We start from the raw sequence: 21,346 nt of genomic DNA, 5'->3' as shown, positions 1-21,346 counted from the left end.
AAAGGATATTGGTGGTTTGTTATGTTCCTATTATCGCACCATTTCAAACTCTTTTTAAAATCCACCAAAACCAACTCCCCCACAAACTCCCGCTTTCACCAGCCCCAATCTCGCATTATCCGAACAAAACCCTCCTTAACCCCACATAGATAATGCAATAATTCCGCCAACCATCGCGCTAACAAGGAAACCCTCATGATCATCCAGGAAGTATTACATAACAAAAAAGACTACCTTGAACTCCTTCTCTTAGGCGATGAGCAGGAGGATATGATCGATCGCTATCTCGACGCAGGGCGGATGTTCAAGCTGGATGATAATGGCGTGAAATGCATTGCCGTCGTTCTGGCGTTAAATAGCCACGAGTGTGAACTGAAAAATATCGCAACCGATCCTGCATCCCAACGAAAGGGATATGGCAAGGCCATGATCGAATTCCTGAAAAAAACCTACTTCACGTCTTTTAACACCATGTATGTCGGTACCGGCGATGTGCCTTCAACCCTTGATTTCTATCAGCGTTGTGGATTTGTTGAGTCCCATCGGGTGAAGGATTTCTTTATCGATAATTATGATCATCCTATCTTTGAGGGCGGCATACAGTTACGTGACATGGTTTATCTGAAACAAACCCGATGACCACTACAACCCAAAATGAAATTTCTGCAAAAAGGGAGCGACATAATCGCTCCCTTTCATCATCACCCTTTCGGGAAAATCCAGACGTGCTTTTCCGGTAACGCCAGGTGGCAATGCTGCGGATCGCGAACCTCAGTGCCATAGGCACGGATCACAAAGTCATCGCCGCTGGTGCGGAACAGGTATTCCCAGCGATCGCCGAGATACATGCTGGTCAGCAGCGGGAGTTCGAACTGATTTTCCCCTGGCCCGTCGACTAACGCCACGCGTTCGACGCGAATCACCGCCGTGCCTTCCTGGCCGCTTTGCACACCCTCGGCGGCTTTGCCCCACAGGGACCAGCCGCTGCCTTCGATGCGCGCTTTGCCGTCGCGCACTTCGGTGATTTTGCCGTGCAGACGGTTGTTGCTCCCCATAAACTCGGCGGTAAACAGTGTTTTTGGCGAACCGTACATCTCCTGCGGCGTGCCCTGTTGCTCGATTTTGCCGTTGTTGAGCAGCAGGATGCGGTCAGAAATCGCCATCGCCTCATTCTGGTCGTGCGTCACCATCAGCGCCGACAGACCGAGCTTGATGATCAGCTCGCGCAGGAACACGCGGGCTTCTTCCCGCAGCTTGGCGTCGAGGTTCGACAGGGGCTCATCCAGCAGGATCACCGGCGGGTTGTAAACCAGCGCACGGCCAATCGCCACGCGCTGCTGCTGACCACCAGAAAGCTGATGCGGATGGCGTTTGCCCAGATGACCCAGCCCGAGCTGATCCAGCACATCCTGAACCCGCTGGGTGATCTCTTTGGCCGGCACTTTGCGCAATTTCAGCGGATAGGCCACGTTCTCAAATACCGTTTTATGCGGCCACAGGGCGTAGGACTGAAACACCAGCCCGAGATTACGCTCTTCGGCAGGCACTTCGCTGCGCGGCGTTCCGTCATACACTTTGTTGTTGCCGATGACGATCGCGCCCTGAGTGGGTTTTTCCAGCCCGGCGACGGCGCGCAGCAGCGTGGTTTTGCCGCTGCCCGATGGCCCCAGCAGCGACACCACTTCGCCGCGCTTCAGGTTCATGGACACACCCTTTAATACCGGATTGTCGCCGTAGGTTAAATGCAGATTATCGACCGTTAACTCAATCATGTAATTTGACTCCAAAACGAAGGGCAATACCCAGACCGACGACCACCAGCAGGATGTTAATAAAGGAGAGCGCGGCCACGATATCAATCGCGCCTGCCGCCCACAGGGAAACCAGCATCGAGCCGATGGTCTCCGTGCCCGGCGAAAGCAGGTACACGCCGGTAGAATATTCACGCTCGAAAATCAGGAACATCAACAGCCACGAACCAATCAGACCGTAGCGAGAAAGCGGGATCGTCACGTGGCGGGTGATCTGTCCGCGCGTGGCGCCGGTGCTGCGCGCCGCTTCTTCCAGCTCCGGCGCCACCTGCAGCAGCGTGGAGGAGATGAGTCGCAGGCCGTAAGCCATCCACACCACGGTGTAGGCCAGCCAGACGCTGAAGATGGTGCTGCGAAGCGATCGCAGCCAGACAATCAGGTTATCGCGCAGCCACTGCGACCACGGCATTCCGGAAAGCCAGCCCGTTTTCAGGGCGTTATCCAGCCACATCGGCAGGAACAGGAACACCCACAGGAACGCCAGACCGGCAAGCAGGCCTGGCACGGCGCGTGGTACCAGCACGCTATAATCGAGGAAGCGCGTGGTGTTGTCCGGCTTACGGTGCATGGCGATGCCGATAAACAGATAGCAAACCACCGCCAGCGCGCCGCCGAACACGCCAATTGCCATCGAGTTGACGATCGCACGCAGCAGGTTCGGCTGCTGCCAGATGGTGCGGAAAGTGTTGATCGACAGCTCATCCCAGACAGACACGCCCACGCCCCAGTTGGAGATAAACGCGCGCAGCACCACGCCCAGCAGCGGGACGCCAATCGTCACCGTCAGCCAGAAGGCGACGACGGCACCGGCGACCCAGCGCCATTTGCCGAGAGGTAACGCACGTGCCTGAGAGGCTTTGCCTTTCATGGTGACAAAACGGTTGGCGGTACGCATCAGGCGGCGCTGGAGCATCACCAGCGGGATGGTGATACAGATCAGCACCACCGCGACGGCGGCCATCAGATGATAAGACGGCGTGCCGAGTTTATTGGTCAACTGGTACAGGTAAGTCGCCAGCACCATGTTGCCTTCCGGATCGCCGAGCACCAGCATCAGGCCGAACACTTCCAGCCCGAGGAAAAACAGCAGCACGACGGCGTAGAGAATAGAAGGGCGCACCATCGGCAGACTGACGGCGGTCATCACCTGCAGCGGCGACGCCCCGGCAATCCGCGCGGCTTCTTCCACATCAGACCCGACGCTGCGCAGCGCCGAGGAGATATACAGATAGGCGTGCGGAACGTGCGTCAGCCCGGCAATCACCACGATGCTCGACATGTCGTAGATGTTCCACGGCACGAAGCCGATCAGCGACTGCGCCCACAGGGAGAAGAACCCCACCGGACCTGCGGCCACCACGTAACCAAAGCCGAGGACCATCGGCGAGACAAAGATCGGCACGAGGATCAGCGGCTCGATCAGGCGGCGGCCGGGGAGGTCGGTTCGCACCATCAGGAAGGCCAGCACGCCCCCGAGTGGAATGGCGATCGCGACCAGGCCGAAAGCGAGAATAAATCCGCTTCTCAGCGCTTTATAAAAATCCGGGTCGGTGAAAATGAAGCCAAATGACTCCAGGCTCCACTCTTTCGACGGGGAAAAGAACGGCGCGGATAAGAAGCTTTGTATCACGATGAACGACAAAGGGATGTAGATCACCAACGCCGTGATCAACACCACCACGCCGCGTGGCAGGCTTTGCCATTTTCTTTGTAAGGCTTGCATAGGGTTTCCCTGGCTGTTGACCCTGAGGAACGACATTTGTTGCCGGATGCGCTGCGCTTATCCGGCCAACTTTTTGTAGGCCCGGTAAGGCGTGAGCCGCCACCGGGCAATCAGACATAGTGAGGTTATTTACCTGCCGCTTCTCGCCACTGTTTGATGTAATCGAGGCGTTTTTTCGGCTGCAGGTATTCCAGCAGGCTTTCATCCACCGGAATCGGCTTCAGGGCATTGCCCAGCATTTTGGTCATGCCGTCGATGTCGTTTTTGCCTTCGATATCGTTACGGATGGACGGGATATCGGCCTGGTTCGCCAGAATGCTCTGGCCTTTCTCCGACAGCACGTAGTCAAACCACAGCTTCGCGGCGTTGCTGTTTTGCGCCTGCTGGCTGATGAACGACACGCGTGACAGCACCAGGGTGTAATCCTTCGGATACGAAATGCCGAGCGACGGGTCTGTTTTCGCACGCGCTTCGGCGTAAGAGCCCAGAATGTTGAAGCCAATCAGGTTTTCGCCGGAGGAGACGCGTTCCATCATGGTGCCGGTGGAGGACTGCACGGCTAAACCGCCTTTGGCGACGTCAGCCAGGGTTTTGAAGTAGTTCGGATCGGCTTTGGAATCCTGCACCGAAAGCATAAAACCGAGGCCCGATTTCTCGATATCGTAAGTGGTGACTTTGCTTTTGAATTTATCGGTCTGGCTGGCGATCAGTTTTGCCAGCGCGGCGTGAGAATCCGGTACTTCGTTCGCCGGGATCATGCGCTTGTTATAGATAAACACCACCGGCTCGTAGGTGGTGCCGTAGGCTTTGTCGCTCCATACCGCCCATTTTGGCAGTTGGCTCTGCTCAGGCGATTTGTACTCCATGGCATAGTCGGTGGCGAGCTTCAGGCCGGTGTCCATAGAAGAGCTCCAGACCACGTCGCCGCTCCCACTGCCGGACGCCTGTTCGCTGATAAAACGGTTGTACAGTTCGGTACTGTTCATATCGTTGTATTCAACTTTGATGCCCGGATAGGTCGCCTCAAAACCCTTAATCAGCGGCCCGGCGGCTTTGGTATCGGTGGTGGAGTAGATCACCACTTTGCCCTCTTTGGTCGCGGCATCGACGACTTTCTGATAGTCCGCCGGATAGCCTTGCGGCAGGGCGGACAGGGCAGAGACAGAGAACAGCACAGTAGCGGTAAGCAGAGAAATACGGAATGTTGTGTTCGACATTGTAATTAACCTTTCAGTTACATTTTATTAGTCAAAACTCAACATAGCGGATGGCGATTTACAGACAATAGGGGGGAACGAGCTCTGTTGCCGAAGTGTGATTGCTGGCCTTTTTTTAGCAATTAACACCATAGAAACCACGGGTGATTGGTTTTTTGCCGGGTGGCGGCTGCGCCTTACCCGGCCTACAAAAGCCACAAGGACACGAAACGTAGGCGGTTGTTTTAAACCGCCCATCCCAAACCTCCCAACCGACAAAAGCGTGATGACCTTGTAGGCCCGGTAAGCGCAGCGCCACCGGGCGGATGTTTTAAACAGTGCAGCGGATGCCTTAAGGGGAATGGTGGGGGTTCTGGTTCAGTGGGGAGGCGGAGTAATTAATACAGCTTGTCCTCATCATGCTGATTAACACGAATATCTATAGACATGCTGTAATGTCCTGAAACGTCACTTCCGGCCGCATACTGGCATCCGCAGCTTAAAGCATGCGATGAAAAAATGTTTATGGAAACGGTGGCGTCATGGTTTTTTGAGCATCAGCAATTGCTGCAACGGTAAATGCCTGGCGGGAATTGTATTTTTAACTCAATTTATGAATGAGTCGTAAGAAGTGAAGCATCCGCTCTTCGCTCAAAACAGCCACTCCCCCCGCATCCCAAAACCTCCCGGCCCTCAGGCCGGGAGCAGTCCCGTCAACTCCCTCCACGAATCAAACCATCCTCCGGTTTACGGCGGATCACCGGGATATTGCCGGTATCGTTCAGGGGGTAGGGGAAGGTTTTGAGCCAGGTGGCGACTCTGCGCTGGTTAATATCAATGAAGCTCAGACCTTCCAGGCACCCCCACAGCTCGCGGGTATTTTGCGGGGTAATGACGATACAGTCCGGCATGACGCGGATTTTGACCGGCATTCCGTCGAAAAAACCGGCTCTTTTCAGCCATTCGCCCTGAAGGGGAATATAGCTCTGGCGGATCCGCGAATGCAGCTCGCAGCAGGCGGCGCTGGATTCTGGAGTGTCGGCTCTGGGGTGGATTGCGGCGGCATCTGGCGCTTTTCCGTGCAGACGCCGGGCGCTGGTTTTGCGAGTCACCTCGGGAAAACGATCATTAGCCTCTGATCCTGGAAGATCTGTTTGGGCCACGATGGGATCTGGCATACACTTCTGAACAGCCATAAATAACTCCTTATAAGTTGTTTGTGGTTAGCGGCGTGAAGGTGTTCCTGCACCTTTGCGCTGCGTCTTCTTAATTACGTTACTTTCATTCCTTCCTTTTAATTCCCTGGTTCGAACCTTGTTAATTGCGCGCGTGCCTATTCTACCTTGCTGGATATAAATACAGGCGCTGTCATTACCGGCAATGTTAGTAAATGCGAGGACGCTTCCGCGAAAAGTGAAGGGGAATGTAACGGTTGCAGGAATGGCTGAACGGAGCCCGCGAATTGCCGGGTGGCGGCTGCGCCTTACCCGGCCTACAAAAGCCACAAGGACATGAAACGTAGGCCCGGTAAGCGCAGCGCCACCGGGCGGTTTTTATGGGACTTTTCGGTATAACCTGCGTGGATGACCGATGCTGCCATACTGTAGCTCCGCGCTAATCAACTTCGCTTCCACACAGTATTCCAGGTAACGCCGACAGGTGGTTTTGCTGATGCCGGTTTTTTCCACCACCTGTTCCACGGACCAACTGGTGTCGGGATCGTCGGTGAAAACCTGCTTCACCCGCTCGAGGGTATTGGGCTCAATGCCTTTGGTTGATGGTACCGCGGAGGTGTCGGCGGCGGGGAGATTAAACAGCTTGTCCAGCGCGTGCTGATCCACCACTTTTTGCTGGCGCAGGGTGTGGACCAGCAGCATAAAGCGCTCCAGCGACGCTCGCAGGCGCTGGAAAAAGACCGGTTTGATGAGGTAATCAAACGCCCCGCTGCGCATGGCGTGGCTGCAGGTCTGCATATCGCTGGCGGCGGTGATAAAAATCACCGAGCATTCGAAGCTTTTCAGCAACGGGCAGTCAATCAGGTCCACGCCCTGACCGTCCGGGAGATAGTTATCGAGCAGGATCAGCCGCGGCTGGTGGCGTTGCAACAGGGCGCGGGCCTCCTCAATCGTCCCCGCGATCCCGACCACGCGCAGGTGGAAATTCTGCTCGATATACTCGCGATGCAGCCCGGCAAGGTGCGGCTCATCTTCCACAATGACGACATCAAGCGGCTGGCTGTGCGTCATGGACTCCTCCTGTCTCAAAAGGAATGAACACCGAAAACAGCGTGCCCTGCGGCGTGTTGTCCGTCACTTCAATACTGCCACCGGCCCCTTCCACATAGCCTGCCACCAGATAGAGACCAATTCCGTGCTCGGCCCCCGCCGGTTCTTCGCCTTGCGGTTTGCTGGTCACGCCCTGCTCAAACAGATGCGGCTTGAGGGTATCTTCCACGCCGCTGCCCTGGTCGGCGACTTCAATCAGCAGATCCCGATTGCGGTCCGAAATATAGAGTTCAACGGGCGCGCGGGGCAGGGGCGTTTTCAGCGTGGCGTCGACGGCGTTATCCAGCAGATTACCGATCACCGACATCAGCGCCGTTTCGCTGATCCCCGGCGGAATGCGCATCAGCTGGCAGACGGGATCAAACTGCAGCTCAATCCCTTTTTCCCGCGCGCTGACGTATTTCCCCAGCAGCAGCCCGCACAGCGCCGGGGAGGTAAAGCGCGAGGAGACAAAATCCAGCACCTTCTGCGCGCCCTCCGACTGGGCCTGAATGTAGCGGATCGCATCCTCATAGCGCTGCATTTGCAGCAGGCCGACCAGCGTGGCGGTCCAGTTCAGCTGTTCGTGGCGCATGATGCGCAGGTTGTCGGCGTAACGCCGGACCTGGCTTAACTGACTGCTCAGAGTATTGATGTCGTTTTTGTCGCGAAAACTAAACACCCAGCCGTTGGCTTCGTTCGGATCGAGCGCGATCGCCACGCGGTTGACGATCATCTGCTTCTGATTCAGCACCGTAATCTGATCGTGCTGCGCCATCCCGCTGTCGGCGAAAAAGGCCGGGGGGAGGTGCACCACCTGCTCCAGCGGTTTGCCGATCAGCTTCTCTTCGGACTGGGTCAAATCGAGCAACTCCCGCGCGGCCCGGTTAATCAGAATCAGCTGCCGCTCGGCGTTGACGGCAAACACCCCTTCATACATCGCCTCCAGCAGCGCTTTTTGTTGCCGGACCAGCAGGGCAATCTCTTTCGGCTCCAGCCAGAACATCTGCTTTTTCACGTTGCGGGTAAACATCCACGAAAAGAGAAACAGCAGCAACAGCAGAGCCAGACCATAAAACGCTGCCTGCCACAGCAGGCGGGCGTTAATGTTGGCGATGTAAGAGGTGAGATAGCCGATGGAGACAATGCCGATCACCTGATGCTGAGCATTGAAAATCGGTGCTTTACTGCGTAGCGACACGCCAATTCCGCCCTGGCGCATCGAGATAATGGTTTTGCCGCGCAGCACCTCGGCGTTATCACCGCCAATCATCGGCAGGTTCAGGCGTTCCGGCGATTCGGAGTGATACAGATGCTGCTCGTTCACATCGCCAATCACAAAATAGCTGGCATCGCTTTGCTCGCGCAGCGGCTGGATCATGCGGGCGATACCCTGGAGATCGCGGGCCGCCACTTTCTCTGCCAGACCCGGCATCAGGGCAATTTCGCTGGCCTGCACGCGGGCGCGCTGGCCTAAATCGTGGTGCAGCTGCTTGTCGATGACGTGATACAAAATCCCGCCCAGTATCGCCAGCAGCAGGCAGGAAAAGAGCACCAGCGACAGAAAAAGCTTCACCTGAAAAGGGAGTCTGGGTTTCATATGACCTGCAACAAAAAGGGCCAGAGGACATTTTCGCAGCCTAACATGGGGGCAGAAGCCCCGGAATCAGGATGTTGCAGAGTTGTGAACCTGGCTAAGACTTCAGGAGGCCAACACGCACGCCTGGCCCTGAATCATCACCCTGACCAACACCCCTTTTTGCCAGTGCTGCTGGCTCAGGGTTTTGATCTGCAGCGCCGTTGGCCAGTCCGGGGACGTTAAGGTCAGAGTCGAAAGATGGCCGGTAAAATCCACCTCGCAGATCGTCGCCGTTGGCTGCGGGTGATCAGCCGTGATCATCAGCTGTTCCGGGCGCAGCATTATGCGTCGGTCGCCCGTTTGCTGCAGATGACTTACCGGCACATCGCCCAGGCAGCACCGCGCCATGCCACCGTTCACCTGTGCCGGGAAAATCAACGCGTCACCGAGAAACAGCGCGGTCTCTTCATCTACGGGCCGGGAATAGACTTCCACCGGCGAGCCGACCTGAGTAAAACGTCCGTTGCGGATGACCGCAATCTGGCTGGCAAACGACAGCGCTTCCTGCTGATCGTGCGTCACCAGAATCGTGGCGACACCGGCCTGCTCCAGCAGATCCGCCGTGGCTTTGCGCGTGGCGGCACGCAGGCCGGTATCGAGCGCCGAAAAGGGCTCATCCAGCAGCATCAACGCCGGTTTCTGCGCCAGCGCGCGGGCCAGCGCCACGCGCTGCTGCTGACCGCCGGAAATCTCATGCGGCCAGTGGGAGGCGAGACGATTATCGAGAGAGACCAGCGCCATCAACTCCGCCACGCGCAGGCGATTCTCCTCTTTCGAACCTTTCAGGCCGTAGGCGATGTTGTCGCCCACTTTCATATGCGGAAACAGCGCCCCTTCCTGCGGCACAAAACCAATGCCTCGCTCATGAGCGGGGATAAAGGTGTTCTGGTCGAAAAGCACCCGATCGCCCAGCACGATCTGCCCGGCATCCGGGGTTTCAAACCCGGCTAGAATACGCAGCAGGGTGGTTTTACCGGAACCGGACGGCCCGACGATCGCCGTTCTGCTTCCGGCCTCCACCTTCAGACTCAGGTCGTCCAGCACGGTGGTCTGGTCAAATTTTTTCGAAATGTTCGATAACTCAATCATCTTACAACCCTGCCAGTTTTTGTGACTGCACGTAGAGAATGCCGGTGAGCGGCAGCGAGATCAGGATCATCAGCAGGGCATAAGGCGCTGCGGCGACATAATCAATTTCACTGGTCAGCGCCCAGAACCCGGTCGACAGCGTGCGGGTGCCGAGGGGAGAGAGCAGCAGCGTGGCGGTGAGTTCATTGCAGACGCCCAGGAAAACCAGCGCGGCCCCGGCGGCAGCACCGGGCGCGGCAAGGCGCAACGTCACGCTCCACAAGGCGGCGGAGGGCGTTTTGCCTAAGCTGCGGGCCACGTTTTCCAGCTCAACGGGGGCCTGAGCGATGCCTGCGCGCATGTTAATCAGCGCGCGTGGGGCGAACATCAGCAGGTACGCCAGAAACAGTGTGATTTCGGTCTGGTAGATGGGGCGCGCGTAATGGATGGTCACCGTGACCAGCGCCAGTGCCACCACAATACCGGGCAGCGAGCTGGTGAAATAGTTACAGCCTTCCAGCATGCGGAACAGCGGGCGAGGGTGACGCACCGAGAGCCACGCAATGGGCACGCTGGCAAGCAGCGTTAATGCCGCGCCGCTGGCGGCAAGCACCAGCGTCTGCTGGAGCGACATCCACAGATTGGTCTGATTCCAGTTCTCAATGCCGCCCAGCCACAGCCAGCGGCTGAGTACCGCCAGAGGCACCACAAAAGCCAGCAGGATAACCGCAAAGGCAAACATCTGACCCAGTACCTGGAAGAGGGCATTCAGTCGCCAGTGTTTTTGTTCGCGAGGCGCACCGGCCCCGACGCGCGCATAGCGTGCCTTTCCGCGCATGGCCCCTTCCAGCGTCAGGATCGCGAGACAGCACAGCGCCAGCACGCCTGCCAGCATATTGGCCGCCGGGCCGCTGAACGTCGACTGGAACTGGTCGTAAATGGCGGTGGTAAAGGTGTCGAAGCGGATCATGGCATACAGCCCGTACTCCGCCAGAAGATGCAGCGCGACCAGCAGCGCGCCGCCCCATACCGGCAGCCGGAGCTGCGGCAGGACAATGCGAAAAAAGACGCGCAGCGGCGGCGTGCCTAATGAGGCCGCCACATCTTCGAGCGTCGGGTCCAGACGGCGCAGCACCGCGGCGACCGGAAGATAAATAAAGGGGTAATAGGCGAGCACAGAAAGGAAAACGCCTGCGCTCAAACCGTGAATCGAGGGCACGGCGCTCACCCAGGCATAGCTTTGCACGAACGCCGGAATGGCGAGCGGTGCAACCGCCAGCATCGACCAGAGCCGACGGCCCGCGAGGGTGGTTCGTTCCGTCAGCCAGGCGAGCAGTACCCCCACAAACACGCACAGGGGCACGGTCACCAGGACCAATAACAGCGTGTTGCTGAGCAGCTCAGCAACACGCGGACGAAAGATGAGTGCTTTAACGGTTTCCCAGCCCGTGTCAAAACCGATGTAAACGATGAAGGCAGGGGGGATCAGCGACAGCAGCGAAAACACCACGGCCATTATCACCATCACGGGCGCGGGACGATGCGGTGAGACCGGCCGCGGCGCGATAGATTTTTCGGAAACATTCACAACGGACATTCAGCACTCACCACGTTCGTTACGATTAAAGCAGGCCAGCCTGCGTCATCAGGTCGATCACTATTTTGCTGTTCAGCGATGACGCCTCGACTTTCGGCGCATCCAGATCCTTGAGCTGAACCAGTTTCGGGTTGGACGCGGCATTCACACCCACCGCATATTCAAAGGCGTCGTTGGTGCGCAGAGATTCCTGGCCCGCTTTGCCGGTGACCCACTTCATAAAGGCCTGCGCCTGTTCAGGGTGTTTGCTGGACGCCAATACGCCGCCGCCAGAGATGCTGACGAACGCACCCGGATCCTGATGTTTAAAGTAGTGGAGCTGGGTGTTTTTGCTGTTTTCACCGGTCTTCGCCTGGTCGACAAAGCGGTAGTAGTGATAGATCACGCCGCCGTCAATCTGCCCGGCATTTACCGCTTTCATCACCGTGCTGTTGCCTTTGTAGGCCACGAAATTGGTTTTCATCCCTTTCAGCCACTCCAGCGTCGCTTTTTCCCCTTTCAGGGCCAGCACGGCGCTGACGATCGCCTGGAAATCAGCGCCTGACGGAGACGCCGCCCAACGACCTTTCCACTCCGGTTTCGCCAGATCCATCAGCGAGTGCGGGAGCTGTGCTTCAGAGAGTTTCGCCGGGTTGTAGACGAACACGGTGCTGCGGGCTGCAATACCCGTCCAGCGGCCATGTTCCGGGCGGTAAGCCGGGGCGACCTGAGCCAGCGTCGCGGCATCCAGCGGCGCGAACAATTTAGCGTTATCGACCAGCACCATCGCCGGGGAGTTTTCGGTCAGGAACACGTCGGCAGGGGACGCGCTGCCTTCCTGCACCAGCTGATTACCCAGCTCGCTGTCGCCGCCGTTACGCAGCGTCACTTTGATGCCGGTTTCTTTGGTGAAGCCATCCACCCACGCCTGCACCAGGTTCTCATGCTGCGCGTTATACACCACGATACCTTCGTTGTTGTCGGCTGCCAGTGCCAGCGGCGACAGCAGCATCGAGGAGGTCATCATCGCGAGGGAGCACAAAGACGATACGCCAAATTTCATAAGTTAATCCTTCATAAAAGTGAGTCATTAGCACCAGAAAGCATAACGAGGCGGATTACAGCACAATTATTATTGGATGATAATGAAAGTTATTATCACTTATAAATAAGACAGCGAAATCGGGGGGAACACCGTTTTTACGGCATAAAACACCAGTTTGCCGAGTGTGGTGGTGTGAAAGATTAAAAAAAACTTAAGAACGGGAAATTATTTTGCCATACCGATCGAATCTCGAGGCGAACTGTGTTTTTAATAGACGATTCAGTCATTTATTGACCGAATGTGTTTTTTCAGACTCTTAACGGTCTGAGGAGCTGTCAGCCCCCTTAACGGCGAAAGGTGGCGCAGAAATGCCAGATAATCGTTGCAAACACCCTTCTGCGCGGTGCAGATGTAAGTGCCAGTACAACAGAATTAAGCAACAGAATAATGCTGCGCACTCTTTATTCAGAATCACGAGAAACGTGACCTTCGATAACATTTTGATAACTTTGTATCACCTTTATTGCGAGGTTATTCAAACCTAATAGCCATCCCTGTGTCATTATGATGGTAAGCCTTCACCCCCTGTCAGGCTTACCCTGCCAAAACTCAACCAGGTAATGACGTAAAATACATACATATTTCAAGCATAAGATTTTTGATATATATATTTTGTGAATATTCCTATTTTTATTATGGGGCAGCGTTATTTGTCTTAGGAATTTTCTTTGTTTGTTTCTTCGGAAGCCTGATTTGACGGCATTCTTCATGAAAATTGAATAGTTCTTTAGCTCCGCTAAAATATTAAAAGCGGTTATGTATCCTTTACCTTGAAATTGATTGCTGGTAAAAAGAAGCTCCAATATTTACGTGAGTGCTCTATCTATATTTATAGATAAATTTATTCAGGAGAAAAATATATCATGGCAGATTCATTTCAATCGGAAATCCCCAAGGCGCGCGTTAATATTCGCTTAGATTTACACACCGGCGGCGCGCAGAAAAAAGTAGAACTCCCTCTTAAGTTATTGAGTGTAGGCGATTTCAGTAACGGCAAGGCCGAAGGCCCGCTGTCTGAACGCGAAAAAATCAACGTTAATAAGAATAATTTCAACAGCGTACTGTCCGAACTGAATCCCGAAATCAATCTCACCGTAAAAAACACGCTGGCAAGCGATGGTTCAGAAGAAAATATCCGCCTGCAATTCCAGGATATGAAAGATTTTGAACCTGAGCAGGTGGCCCGCCAAATCCCACAGCTGCGCGCGATGCTGGCGATGCGCAATTTGCTGCGTGATTTGAAATCCAACTTGCTGGATAACGTCACTTTCCGGAAAGAACTGGAAAAGATTCTGAAAGACCCTGCCCTTAGCGACGAACTGCGTAATGAGTTAAATGCACTCGCCCCGATCCAGGCTTAATACTGGAAACTATTAACGGAATAATTACGAGTAAAATGCTTATGTCTCTTAATAACGAATCCCAGGCTCACGCTGGCGGCATGACCGTGGAAAAAACACTGCCACAGGGCGGTGTATACGCCTCTCTGTTCGAAAAAATCAATTTAACGCCGGTCTCTGAGCTCGGCGAACTGGATGGTTTCCAGGACAATAATGTGATGGCGGAAACCTCTGCCGACGCGCGCGTGACCGCGGCGGTACAGGTCTTCATGCAGTGCCTGAAAAAATCCGGTCAGACCGTCGAAAAACTGGATAAAACCCTGCTCGACCACCACATCGCCGAGCTCGATTTCCAGATCAGCCGTCAGCTTGATGAAGTGATGCACAACGACGAGTTCCAGAAAATCGAATCCGTCTGGCGCGGCCTGAAACACCTGGTCGATAAAACCGATTTCCGTCAGAACGTAAAACTGGAAATTCTGGATCTCTCCAAAGACGAACTGCGTCAGGACTTCGAAGACTCCCCTGAAATCATCCAGAGTGGCCTGTACAAGCAGACCTATATTGCAGAATACGACACCCCGGGCGGCGAGCCGATTGGCGCGGTGATTTCTGCGTATGAATTCGATGCCAGCCCGCAGGACGTGGCGCTGATGCGCAACCTGTCTAAAGTCTCTGCCGCGGCGCATATGCCGTTTATCGGCTCCGCGGGCCCGAAATTCTTCCTCAAAGATTCGATGGAAGAAGTAGCCGCCATCAAAGACATCGGTAACTACTTCGATCGCGCCGAGTACATCAAGTGGAAATCTTTCCGTGAGACCGATGACTCCCGCTATATCGGTCTGGTGATGCCGCGCGTGCTGGGCCGTCTGCCGTATGGTCCGGATACCGTTCCTGTGCGCAGCTTCAACTACGTCGAAGAAGTGAAAGGCCCGGATCACGATAAATATCTGTGGACCAACGCCTCGTTTGCCTTCGCCGCCAACATGGTGAAAAGCTTCATCAACAACGGCTGGTGCGTGCAGATCCGCGGCCCGCAGGCCGGTGGCGCAGTGAAAGACCTGCCAATCCATCTGTACGATCTCGGTACCGGCAACCAGGTGAAAATTCCGTCAGAAGTGATGATTCCGGAAACCCGCGAATTTGAATTCGCCAACCTCGGCTTCATCCCGCTGTCGTACTACAAAAACCGCGATTACGCGTGCTTCTTCTCGGCGAACTCCACCCAGAAACCGGCCCTGTATGACACCGCCGATGCGACGGCCAACAGCCGTATCAACGCCCGTCTGCCGTATATCTTCCTGCTGTCCCGTATCGCCCACTACCTGAAGCTGATTCAGCGTGAAAACATCGGTACGACCAAAGACCGCCGTCTGCTGGAGCTGGAGCTGAACACCTGGGTACGTGGCCTGGTCACTGAAATGACCGATCCGGGCGATGAGCTGCAGGCCTCTCACCCGCTGCGCGACGCGAAAGTGCTGGTGGAAGACATCGAAGACAACCCGGGCTTCTTCCGCGTGAAACTGTACGCCGTACCGCACTTCCAGGTGGAAGGAATGGACGTCAACCTGTCGCTGGTCTCGCAGATGCCGAAGGCAAAAGCGTAATCAGGAGACGGAATGAAAATTTATCGTCCGTTATGGACTGACGGGGCCTTTCTGGCCCCGCAACAGTTCCAGCAACAGTCCCGTTGGGATGCATACGTAGCGGAAAATGTGGCCCGCATGGGAATTGCTCATCCGTGGGGAGTGCTGGCGGCAGAATTTGATGATGCTGCCCTGGCTCTCTCACGGCTGAACGCCGTTCGCATCGTGGCCCGTTTTCCGGACGGCACGATCGTCGATTCCGACTGTGCGGACAACCTGCCGCCAGTCTGCGACCTGTCAACGGCTGCAGACCGCGATTCTGTTGAAGTCTTACTGGCTCTGCCGCTGCTGAGTGCTAATGGCGGCAATCTGGATGACGGTCAGGACAGCGAGCGCCCGCGCAGATGGAAATCTGAGCGGGTTAACGTGCAGGAGCTGGCGGGCCACGAAAGCGGTGAGTTGGCTGTGCTTCGTCAGGCGATGACACTCCGGTTGTCCACCCAGGAAAACACCGCTTACCTGACCTGTCCGGTGACGCGCCTGGTGCGTAATGCTCAGGGCCAGTGGAGCCGCGATCCGTCGTTCATGCCACCGCTGCTGTCCTTATCAGCAAGCCCGGTACTGGTAACTGAGTTCGGCGATCTGCTGATCCGTCTGCAGGCTCGCCGTCGGCGTCTGATGGCTATGCGTCGCGAGAGCAATGAGCGAATGGCGGACTTTGCCGTCGCCGACGTCTCACTGTTCTGGTTACTCAATGCCCTGAATAGCGCAGAGCCGGTCCTGGCTGAACTGTTGCAGTCGCCTTCCCGCCACCCGGAGCTGCTGTATCGGGAGCTGGTCCGCCTGGCAGGTAGCCTGCTGACCTTCTCACTTGAGCATGACGCCGGAGATATCCCGGCTTACCAGCATGATGCGCCAGAGCAGGTTTTCCCACCGCTGTTGACGTTGCTCGACAAGCTGCTGGAAGCCAGCCTGCCGTCGCGGGTGATCAGCATTCAGCTGGAACATATCGATCAGATCTGGAGAGGCTCTCTGCACGATGCCCGTCTTCGTGAAGGGGCGGATTTCTATCTGTCGGTTCGCTCATCGATGCCGAATCATGAGCTGCAGACCAAATTCCCGCTGCTGTGTAAAGCGGGCAGTCTCGACGACGTCTCCGATGTGGTGAACGTAGCCTTGAGCGGGATGGTGATCAAACCGCTCAGTCACGTTCCGGCGGCGATTCCGTTGCGTCTGGAAAACCAGTACTTCTCACTGGATCTGAGTACCGATGCCGCGCGGGCCATGCTGGAAGCGGGTAGCTGTACGTTCTATACCCCAGGTTCACTCGGTGATGTGAAACTCGAACTCTTTGCGGTGCTGCGCACATGAAGACATCCGATCTCAGCCAAATCGAACACATCTTTTACCCAGGCTGGCTGATGGTCAGTCAGTTACGGGGCGGACAGGACGTTCGCGAAGGTGAAAAACTGTATCGGCATGCCTGTCGTCTGGTTCAGGACGCCCGCGCGGCTCTGACCGAGGCGGGTTACAGCGATATCAGTCGTGACCACATGGTGTATGCCCTGTGTGCCTTGCTCGATGAAAGCGTACTTAACCGCGGTAAGACCGATGATGGCTATCTGGCCTGGCGAAAAGACCCGTTACAGGCGCGCTTTTTTGGCACGCTGAATGCGGGCGAGGAGTTGTGGGAACGTATCCGGAACCTGCTTAAGGAAACCGCGCCGGATCAGGCGGTACTGCTGTGCCTGTATCGCACGCTCCAGCTCGGTTTTGTCGGGCAATATCGCGCGCAGGATGACGAACGTCGCGAGGATGTTATCCGGGCGCTGAGTGAACGGGTTCCGCCGTTTACCCTTGCGCAGGATGCACCAATTGTCGCCCGGGCATCACGCCTGCGCAGCGGTCGTCGCTGGTACTGGCTTTCCTGGGTTACCGGTGCCGTGGTGCTGGTGGCGCTCTGGTTTTTCCTCTCCTCCACCCTGTCAGGGATGGTGGCTCAGATTGGCAGCATGGGGTAGATGATGCGTGACGTTTACCGGAGCCTGCTGACTACCCTGAGTGGGATTTTGTGTCTGTGGCTGATCCTGGGATTCTGGCCGCTCTCGGTGGGAAGCCGGATAACGCTCAGCCTTCTGGTTCTGCTGGTTTGTGGCGCGTTGCTATGGCGACAGAGAACCCTGTCACTCAGCCGGGAGGAGGCGCTCAGGGATATTCAGGATGACAGCCTGCCGCCGGAAGATTTTCAGGGGGCAGTCGTGCTTGCCTGCGGAGACAACGCCGCGCTGTTTGCGACGGAAAATCGTCATCGGGAAACCCGTCAGGGCTGGTATCTGCGGGTTAAAGATGCTGAGCAACTGCCGTTGCTGGTCCAGCATCTGAGCCTGGTCCGTCCGGCGCTGGTGTCCCAGATTTCGGTATTACTGGCCGTTCTGCCGGAAAGCCATCTTTCTGCTGATGCGTTTGCGCAGCAGCTGCGGGGCTGGCAGCGGGCGGTGGTGCAGTGTCGCAGCACACTGGGCAGTCTGCCTCCTCTGTGGACGGTCAGCTGGATTTCACCGCCAGCGGCAAGTGCGGATCCTGAGCCGGTCTGGTTTACCACCGTCAGCACTCGCTCGGGCATTCAGGTTCATCAGCCCGGTCAGGGAAATTTATCCTTAAGCGAATGGACCCGGGAAACGGATGCCGCAGGTCGTCTGTCACGACTGAGCCAGGCCCTGTGGCTTGACAGTTTTCTGGCGTGGCAGGCCAGCGCGGTAGACAGTTTGCTGTCAGTCCGTCAGAGCGAGCTTCCGGCCATGAAACCCTGTGCTCAGGGGATCTGCATGCTGCCGGTCAGCGGTGCCGAGGGCAATCTCTGGCAACAGCATATTGCCGCGATTACCGCGCTGGAGCCTGAACAATCCCGGTCTGAGGGTGAACCTTTACCGTTGCCCGAACTGCTGCTGTCAGCACTTCCCCGGCATCGGGGGATCAGTCGCAGGATGGTGTTCTGGCGTCACATTGGGCTTATTGGCGGCGTTTTCCTTGTGCTCGCCATGCTGGCCTCGTTTATCAATAACCAGCGGTTGATCCAGAGCGTTGGTGACCATCTGGCGCTGTATCACTCCCTTAAGGGCGAGCCTTACCAGCCGAAACTCAGGGCGCAGCAGCGCCTGCGGGCTGATGGTGCCTTGCTGGATGACTGGCTGCGCCGTGGGGAACCCGTTCGCTATCGTCTGGGCCTGTATCAGGGATTGCGCCTGATCCCGCCTGTGGAAGCGGCGCTCAGCGACTGGGCACCACCGCCACCGCCGCCTCCGGTGATCAAGAAAATCGTTCAGGGGCCAAAGACTGTCCGCCTCGACAGCATGTCCCTGTTCGATTCCGGCAAATACGACCTCAAACCTGGCTCCACCAAGCTACTGGTGAACTCCCTGGTGGGCATCAAAGCCAAACCGGGCTGGCTGATCGTGGTCGCCGGGCACACGGATAACACCGGCAATCCTGGGCTAAACCAGACGCTCTCCCAGAAACGTGCCGAAGCGGTGCGCGACTGGATGCGCGACACCGGTGACGTCCCGGAGAGCTGTTTTGCAGTTCAGGGCTATGGCGAAAGCCGCCCCATCGCAACCAATGAAACGCCGGAAGGCCGCGCGCTCAACCGTCGTGTCGAAATCAGTCTGGTACCTCAGGCCAATGCCTGTCAGATACCGGGCAAACCCCAGACGCCATCGCAGGATGATGACGTCGTCCAAAACAAAATGGAGAAGTAAAAATGGCAATTCCAGTTTATCTGTGGCTGAAAGATGACGGCGGTGCAGACATCAAAGGTTCTGTCGATGTGAAGGACCGCGAAGGCAGCATCGAAGTGGTTGCACAGGATCACTGCCTGTACATCCCAACCGATAACAACACCGGCAAACTGACCGGTACGCGTATCCACACGCCGTTCCTGTTCACCAAGGAAATCGACTCCTCCAGCCCGTATCTGTACAAGGCGGTGACCACCGGTCAGACCCTGAAATCGGCTGAGTTCAAGTGGTACAAAATCAACGACGCGGGCCAGGAAGTTGAGTATTTCAACACCAAACTGGAAAACGTGAAGCTGGTGAAAGTTGCACCAAAAATGCACGACATCAAAGATCCTGCGATGGAAAAACATAACCATCTGGAAATGATCGAACTGCGTTACGAAAAAATAACCTGGACCTACAAAGACGGCAACATCATTCATTCCGATTCATGGAACGAACGTACTACCGCCTAATTTACCCGTCATATTTCGCGCCGCAGATGCGTTGGCTGCGTTCGCTCACCCCGGTCACATAGTTACCTATGCTCCCGGGGATTCGCGAACTTGCCGCCTTCCTGCGACACGAACTATTTAGGGTAAATGCTTTTGTGCGGACAGGGTTTCCTGTCCGCAGTTTTCCTGAGCGTCTGCGTGCCGGGCGCTCAGGAAAATCACAATCCGCCTCCCTGACCTCATGCGCTTTGGTTCACAGCGAAGGGCGGTAGCGTGCCCGGAAAAAAGAAGAGAGAAAAAATGGAAAACTCAGCCGTCCTGTTACGTCGCCTTAACCCTTACTGCGCCCGTGCGCTGGAAGGCGCCGCTTCCCTGTGCCAGACCCGCGCCCACGCCGAAATCCTGCCCGAACACTGGCTGCTGAAACTGCTGGAGCAGGGCGAAGGCGACCTCACCGTGCTGGCGCGCCGCTACGAGTGGGATATGGACGGCATGTGGCAGGCGCTGCTGGGCTGGCTGGATCAGCTTCCGCGCTCGGTGCGCAGCCGCCCGACGCTCTCTGACTCTCTCAACACGCTGCTGAAACAGGCCTGGATGGCCGCTTCCTTGCAGGGAGAAGAGCAGATCCGCAGCCAGCATCTGCTGAGCGCCCTGACGGAAAGCCCGAAACTGATTCGCTGCGACGGCCTGTGGCCACTGCTGACCCTCGGCCAGAGCCAGCTCGAACGCCTGCGTCCGCTACTGGACGCCCAGTCCGACGAACGTGCCGAAGTCCAGCAGGAAGAAGAGCTGGCGCAGACACATGGCGGCGAAGTCGAGTTTGTCGGCCGTCCGGTGGGTGCAGAAGTGAAAGAGGGCGAACTCAGCCCGGCGCTGCAAAACGCGCTGGATAAATTCACCCTCGACGTCACCGCCAAAGCGAAAGAGGGCAAAATCGACCCGGTGTTTGGCCGCGACACGGAAATCCGTCAGATGGTCGATATCCTCTCCCGCCGTCGTAAAAACAACCCGATTCTGGTCGGCGAGCCGGGTGTGGGTAAAACCGCGCTGGTGGAAGGGCTGGCGCTGCGCATTGCCGAAGGCAATGTCCCGGAGTCGCTCAAACCAGTCATTCTGCGCACCCTCGATCTCGGCCTGCTCCAGGCGGGCGCGGGTGTGAAAGGTGAATTCGAACAGCGCCTGAAAAATGTGATTGACGCCGTGCAGCAGTCGCCGGTACCGATTTTATTGTTCATCGACGAAGCCCACACCATTATCGGCGCAGGCAACCAGGCGGGCGGCGCGGATGCGGCCAACCTGCTGAAACCGGCCCTGGCGCGCGGCGAACTGCGTACCATCGCGGCCACCACCTGGTCTGAGTACAAACAGTATTTCGAGCGCGACGCCGCGCTGGAGCGCCGCTTCCAGATGGTAAAAGTCGACGAGCCGGACGACGACACCGCCTGCCTGATGCTCAGAGGCCTCAAATCCCGCTACGCCGAACACCACAACGTGCACATCAATGACGACGCGGTTCGCGCCGCGGTGACGCTCTCCCGCCGCTACCTGACGGGCCGCCAGCTGCCGGATAAAGCGGTCGATCTGCTCGACACCGCCTCTGCCCGCGTGCGCATGAGTCTCGACACCGTCCCGGAGCCGCTGACCCGCATCCGCGCACAGCTTACGTCGCTGGCGATGGAGAAGCAGGCGCTGCTGGAAGACCTGGCGGTGGGGCACTCCACGCACGGCGAGCGTCTGGCGGCGATAGAAGCCGAAGAGGTGAGTCTGATTGTCGAACTGGACGAACTGGAAACCCAGTACGGCCAGGAGC

The 21,346-nt window shown here is 56.7% G+C and carries 17 protein-coding genes; 8 read left to right on the top strand and 9 right to left on the bottom strand.

Translation table 11 applies throughout. The features are described from left to right. Positions 1-195: 195 nt before the first annotated feature. The gene (locus QQF33_RS06075) at positions 196-639 is read left to right on the top strand and encodes a GNAT family N-acetyltransferase (protein ID WP_285145308.1); all 444 of its coding nucleotides are present in this window, start codon (positions 196-198) and stop codon (positions 637-639) included. 62 nt (positions 640-701) lie between these two features. Here QQF33_RS06075 and QQF33_RS06070 read toward each other — a convergent pair whose 3' ends face one another. The 9 genes from QQF33_RS06070 to QQF33_RS06030 all read right to left on the bottom strand — a co-directional run bounded on the left by QQF33_RS06070 (position 702) and on the right by QQF33_RS06030 (position 12,340). Next, the gene (locus QQF33_RS06070; RefSeq protein WP_282492740.1) at positions 702-1,772 is read right to left on the bottom strand and encodes an ABC transporter ATP-binding protein; all 1,071 of its coding nucleotides are present in this window, start codon (positions 1,770-1,772) and stop codon (positions 702-704) included. Further along, a complete protein-coding gene (locus QQF33_RS06065) occupies positions 1,765-3,534 on the bottom strand; it encodes an ABC transporter permease (protein ID WP_285149852.1) in 1,770 nt (589 codons plus the stop codon). Before QQF33_RS06065 ends, QQF33_RS06070 begins: the two co-directional genes overlap by 8 nt. A 125-nt stretch (positions 3,535-3,659) precedes the next feature. Continuing rightward, entirely contained in the window at positions 3,660-4,751 is a 1,092-nt protein-coding gene (locus QQF33_RS06060) for an ABC transporter substrate-binding protein (protein ID WP_282492738.1), read from the bottom strand. A gap of 692 nt (positions 4,752-5,443) precedes the next feature. After that, entirely contained in the window at positions 5,444-5,926 is a 483-nt protein-coding gene (locus tag QQF33_RS06055; RefSeq protein ID WP_285145301.1) for a SymE family type I addiction module toxin, read from the bottom strand. Positions 5,927-6,283: 357 nt separating this feature from the next. Then, complete coding sequence (locus QQF33_RS06050) at positions 6,284-6,976, bottom strand: response regulator (RefSeq protein WP_285157549.1); 693 nt, start codon at positions 6,974-6,976, stop codon at positions 6,284-6,286. Beyond that, positions 6,954-8,594: an ATP-binding protein gene (locus tag QQF33_RS06045; RefSeq protein ID WP_285157548.1), complete on the bottom strand. Its 1,641-nt coding sequence runs from the start codon at positions 8,592-8,594 to the stop codon at positions 6,954-6,956. Before QQF33_RS06045 ends, QQF33_RS06050 begins: the two co-directional genes overlap by 23 nt. A gap of 102 nt (positions 8,595-8,696) precedes the next feature. After that, on the bottom strand, positions 8,697-9,722 hold the full coding sequence (locus QQF33_RS06040) for an ABC transporter ATP-binding protein (RefSeq protein ID WP_285157547.1): 1,026 nt from the start codon (positions 9,720-9,722) through the stop codon (positions 8,697-8,699). Between the two features lies 1 nt (position 9,723). After that, positions 9,724-11,298 (bottom strand): ABC transporter permease, encoded by a 1,575-nt coding sequence (locus QQF33_RS06035; protein ID WP_285157546.1) that lies wholly within the window; start codon positions 11,296-11,298, stop codon positions 9,724-9,726. A 25-nt stretch (positions 11,299-11,323) separates the two neighbouring features. Beyond that, a complete protein-coding gene (locus QQF33_RS06030) occupies positions 11,324-12,340 on the bottom strand; it encodes an iron ABC transporter substrate-binding protein (RefSeq protein ID WP_285157545.1) in 1,017 nt (338 codons plus the stop codon). Positions 12,341-13,245: 905 nt separating this feature from the next. On the opposite strand from QQF33_RS06030, the gene tssB reads away from it, so the two are divergent. From tssB to QQF33_RS05995, 7 genes are all read left to right on the top strand, one after another. Then, the gene (gene tssB / locus QQF33_RS06025; protein WP_285145295.1) at positions 13,246-13,743 is read left to right on the top strand and encodes a type VI secretion system contractile sheath small subunit; all 498 of its coding nucleotides are present in this window, start codon (positions 13,246-13,248) and stop codon (positions 13,741-13,743) included. Between the two features lie 35 nt (positions 13,744-13,778). After that, positions 13,779-15,329 (top strand): type VI secretion system contractile sheath large subunit, encoded by a 1,551-nt coding sequence (gene tssC / locus QQF33_RS06020; RefSeq protein ID WP_282492730.1) that lies wholly within the window; start codon positions 13,779-13,781, stop codon positions 15,327-15,329. Between the two features lie 12 nt (positions 15,330-15,341). Then, on the top strand, positions 15,342-16,679 hold the full coding sequence (gene tssK, locus QQF33_RS06015) for a type VI secretion system baseplate subunit TssK (RefSeq protein WP_285145293.1): 1,338 nt from the start codon (positions 15,342-15,344) through the stop codon (positions 16,677-16,679). Beyond that, on the top strand, positions 16,676-17,329 hold the full coding sequence (tssL, locus tag QQF33_RS06010) for a type VI secretion system protein TssL, short form (RefSeq protein WP_282492728.1): 654 nt from the start codon (positions 16,676-16,678) through the stop codon (positions 17,327-17,329). Before tssK ends, tssL begins: the two co-directional genes overlap by 4 nt. A gap of 3 nt (positions 17,330-17,332) precedes the next feature. Further along, complete coding sequence (locus QQF33_RS06005; protein ID WP_285149859.1) at positions 17,333-19,063, top strand: OmpA family protein; 1,731 nt, start codon at positions 17,333-17,335, stop codon at positions 19,061-19,063. 2 nt (positions 19,064-19,065) lie between these two features. Beyond that, positions 19,066-19,557 carry an Hcp family type VI secretion system effector gene (locus tag QQF33_RS06000; protein ID WP_282492727.1) on the top strand — a complete coding sequence of 164 codons (492 nt, stop codon included), beginning with the start codon at positions 19,066-19,068 and terminating at the stop codon, positions 19,555-19,557. Between the two features lie 279 nt (positions 19,558-19,836). Then, on the top strand, positions 19,837-21,346 hold a 1,510-nt coding region (locus QQF33_RS05995; protein WP_285157544.1), incomplete at its 3' end, for an AAA family ATPase.

Source organism: Lelliottia wanjuensis (assembly GCF_030238365.1).
Lineage (GTDB): Bacteria > Pseudomonadota > Gammaproteobacteria > Enterobacterales > Enterobacteriaceae > Enterobacter > Enterobacter wanjuensis.
Note: the sequence above shows the minus strand (reverse complement) of the source record. Positions and strands in the feature narration are given on the sequence as shown.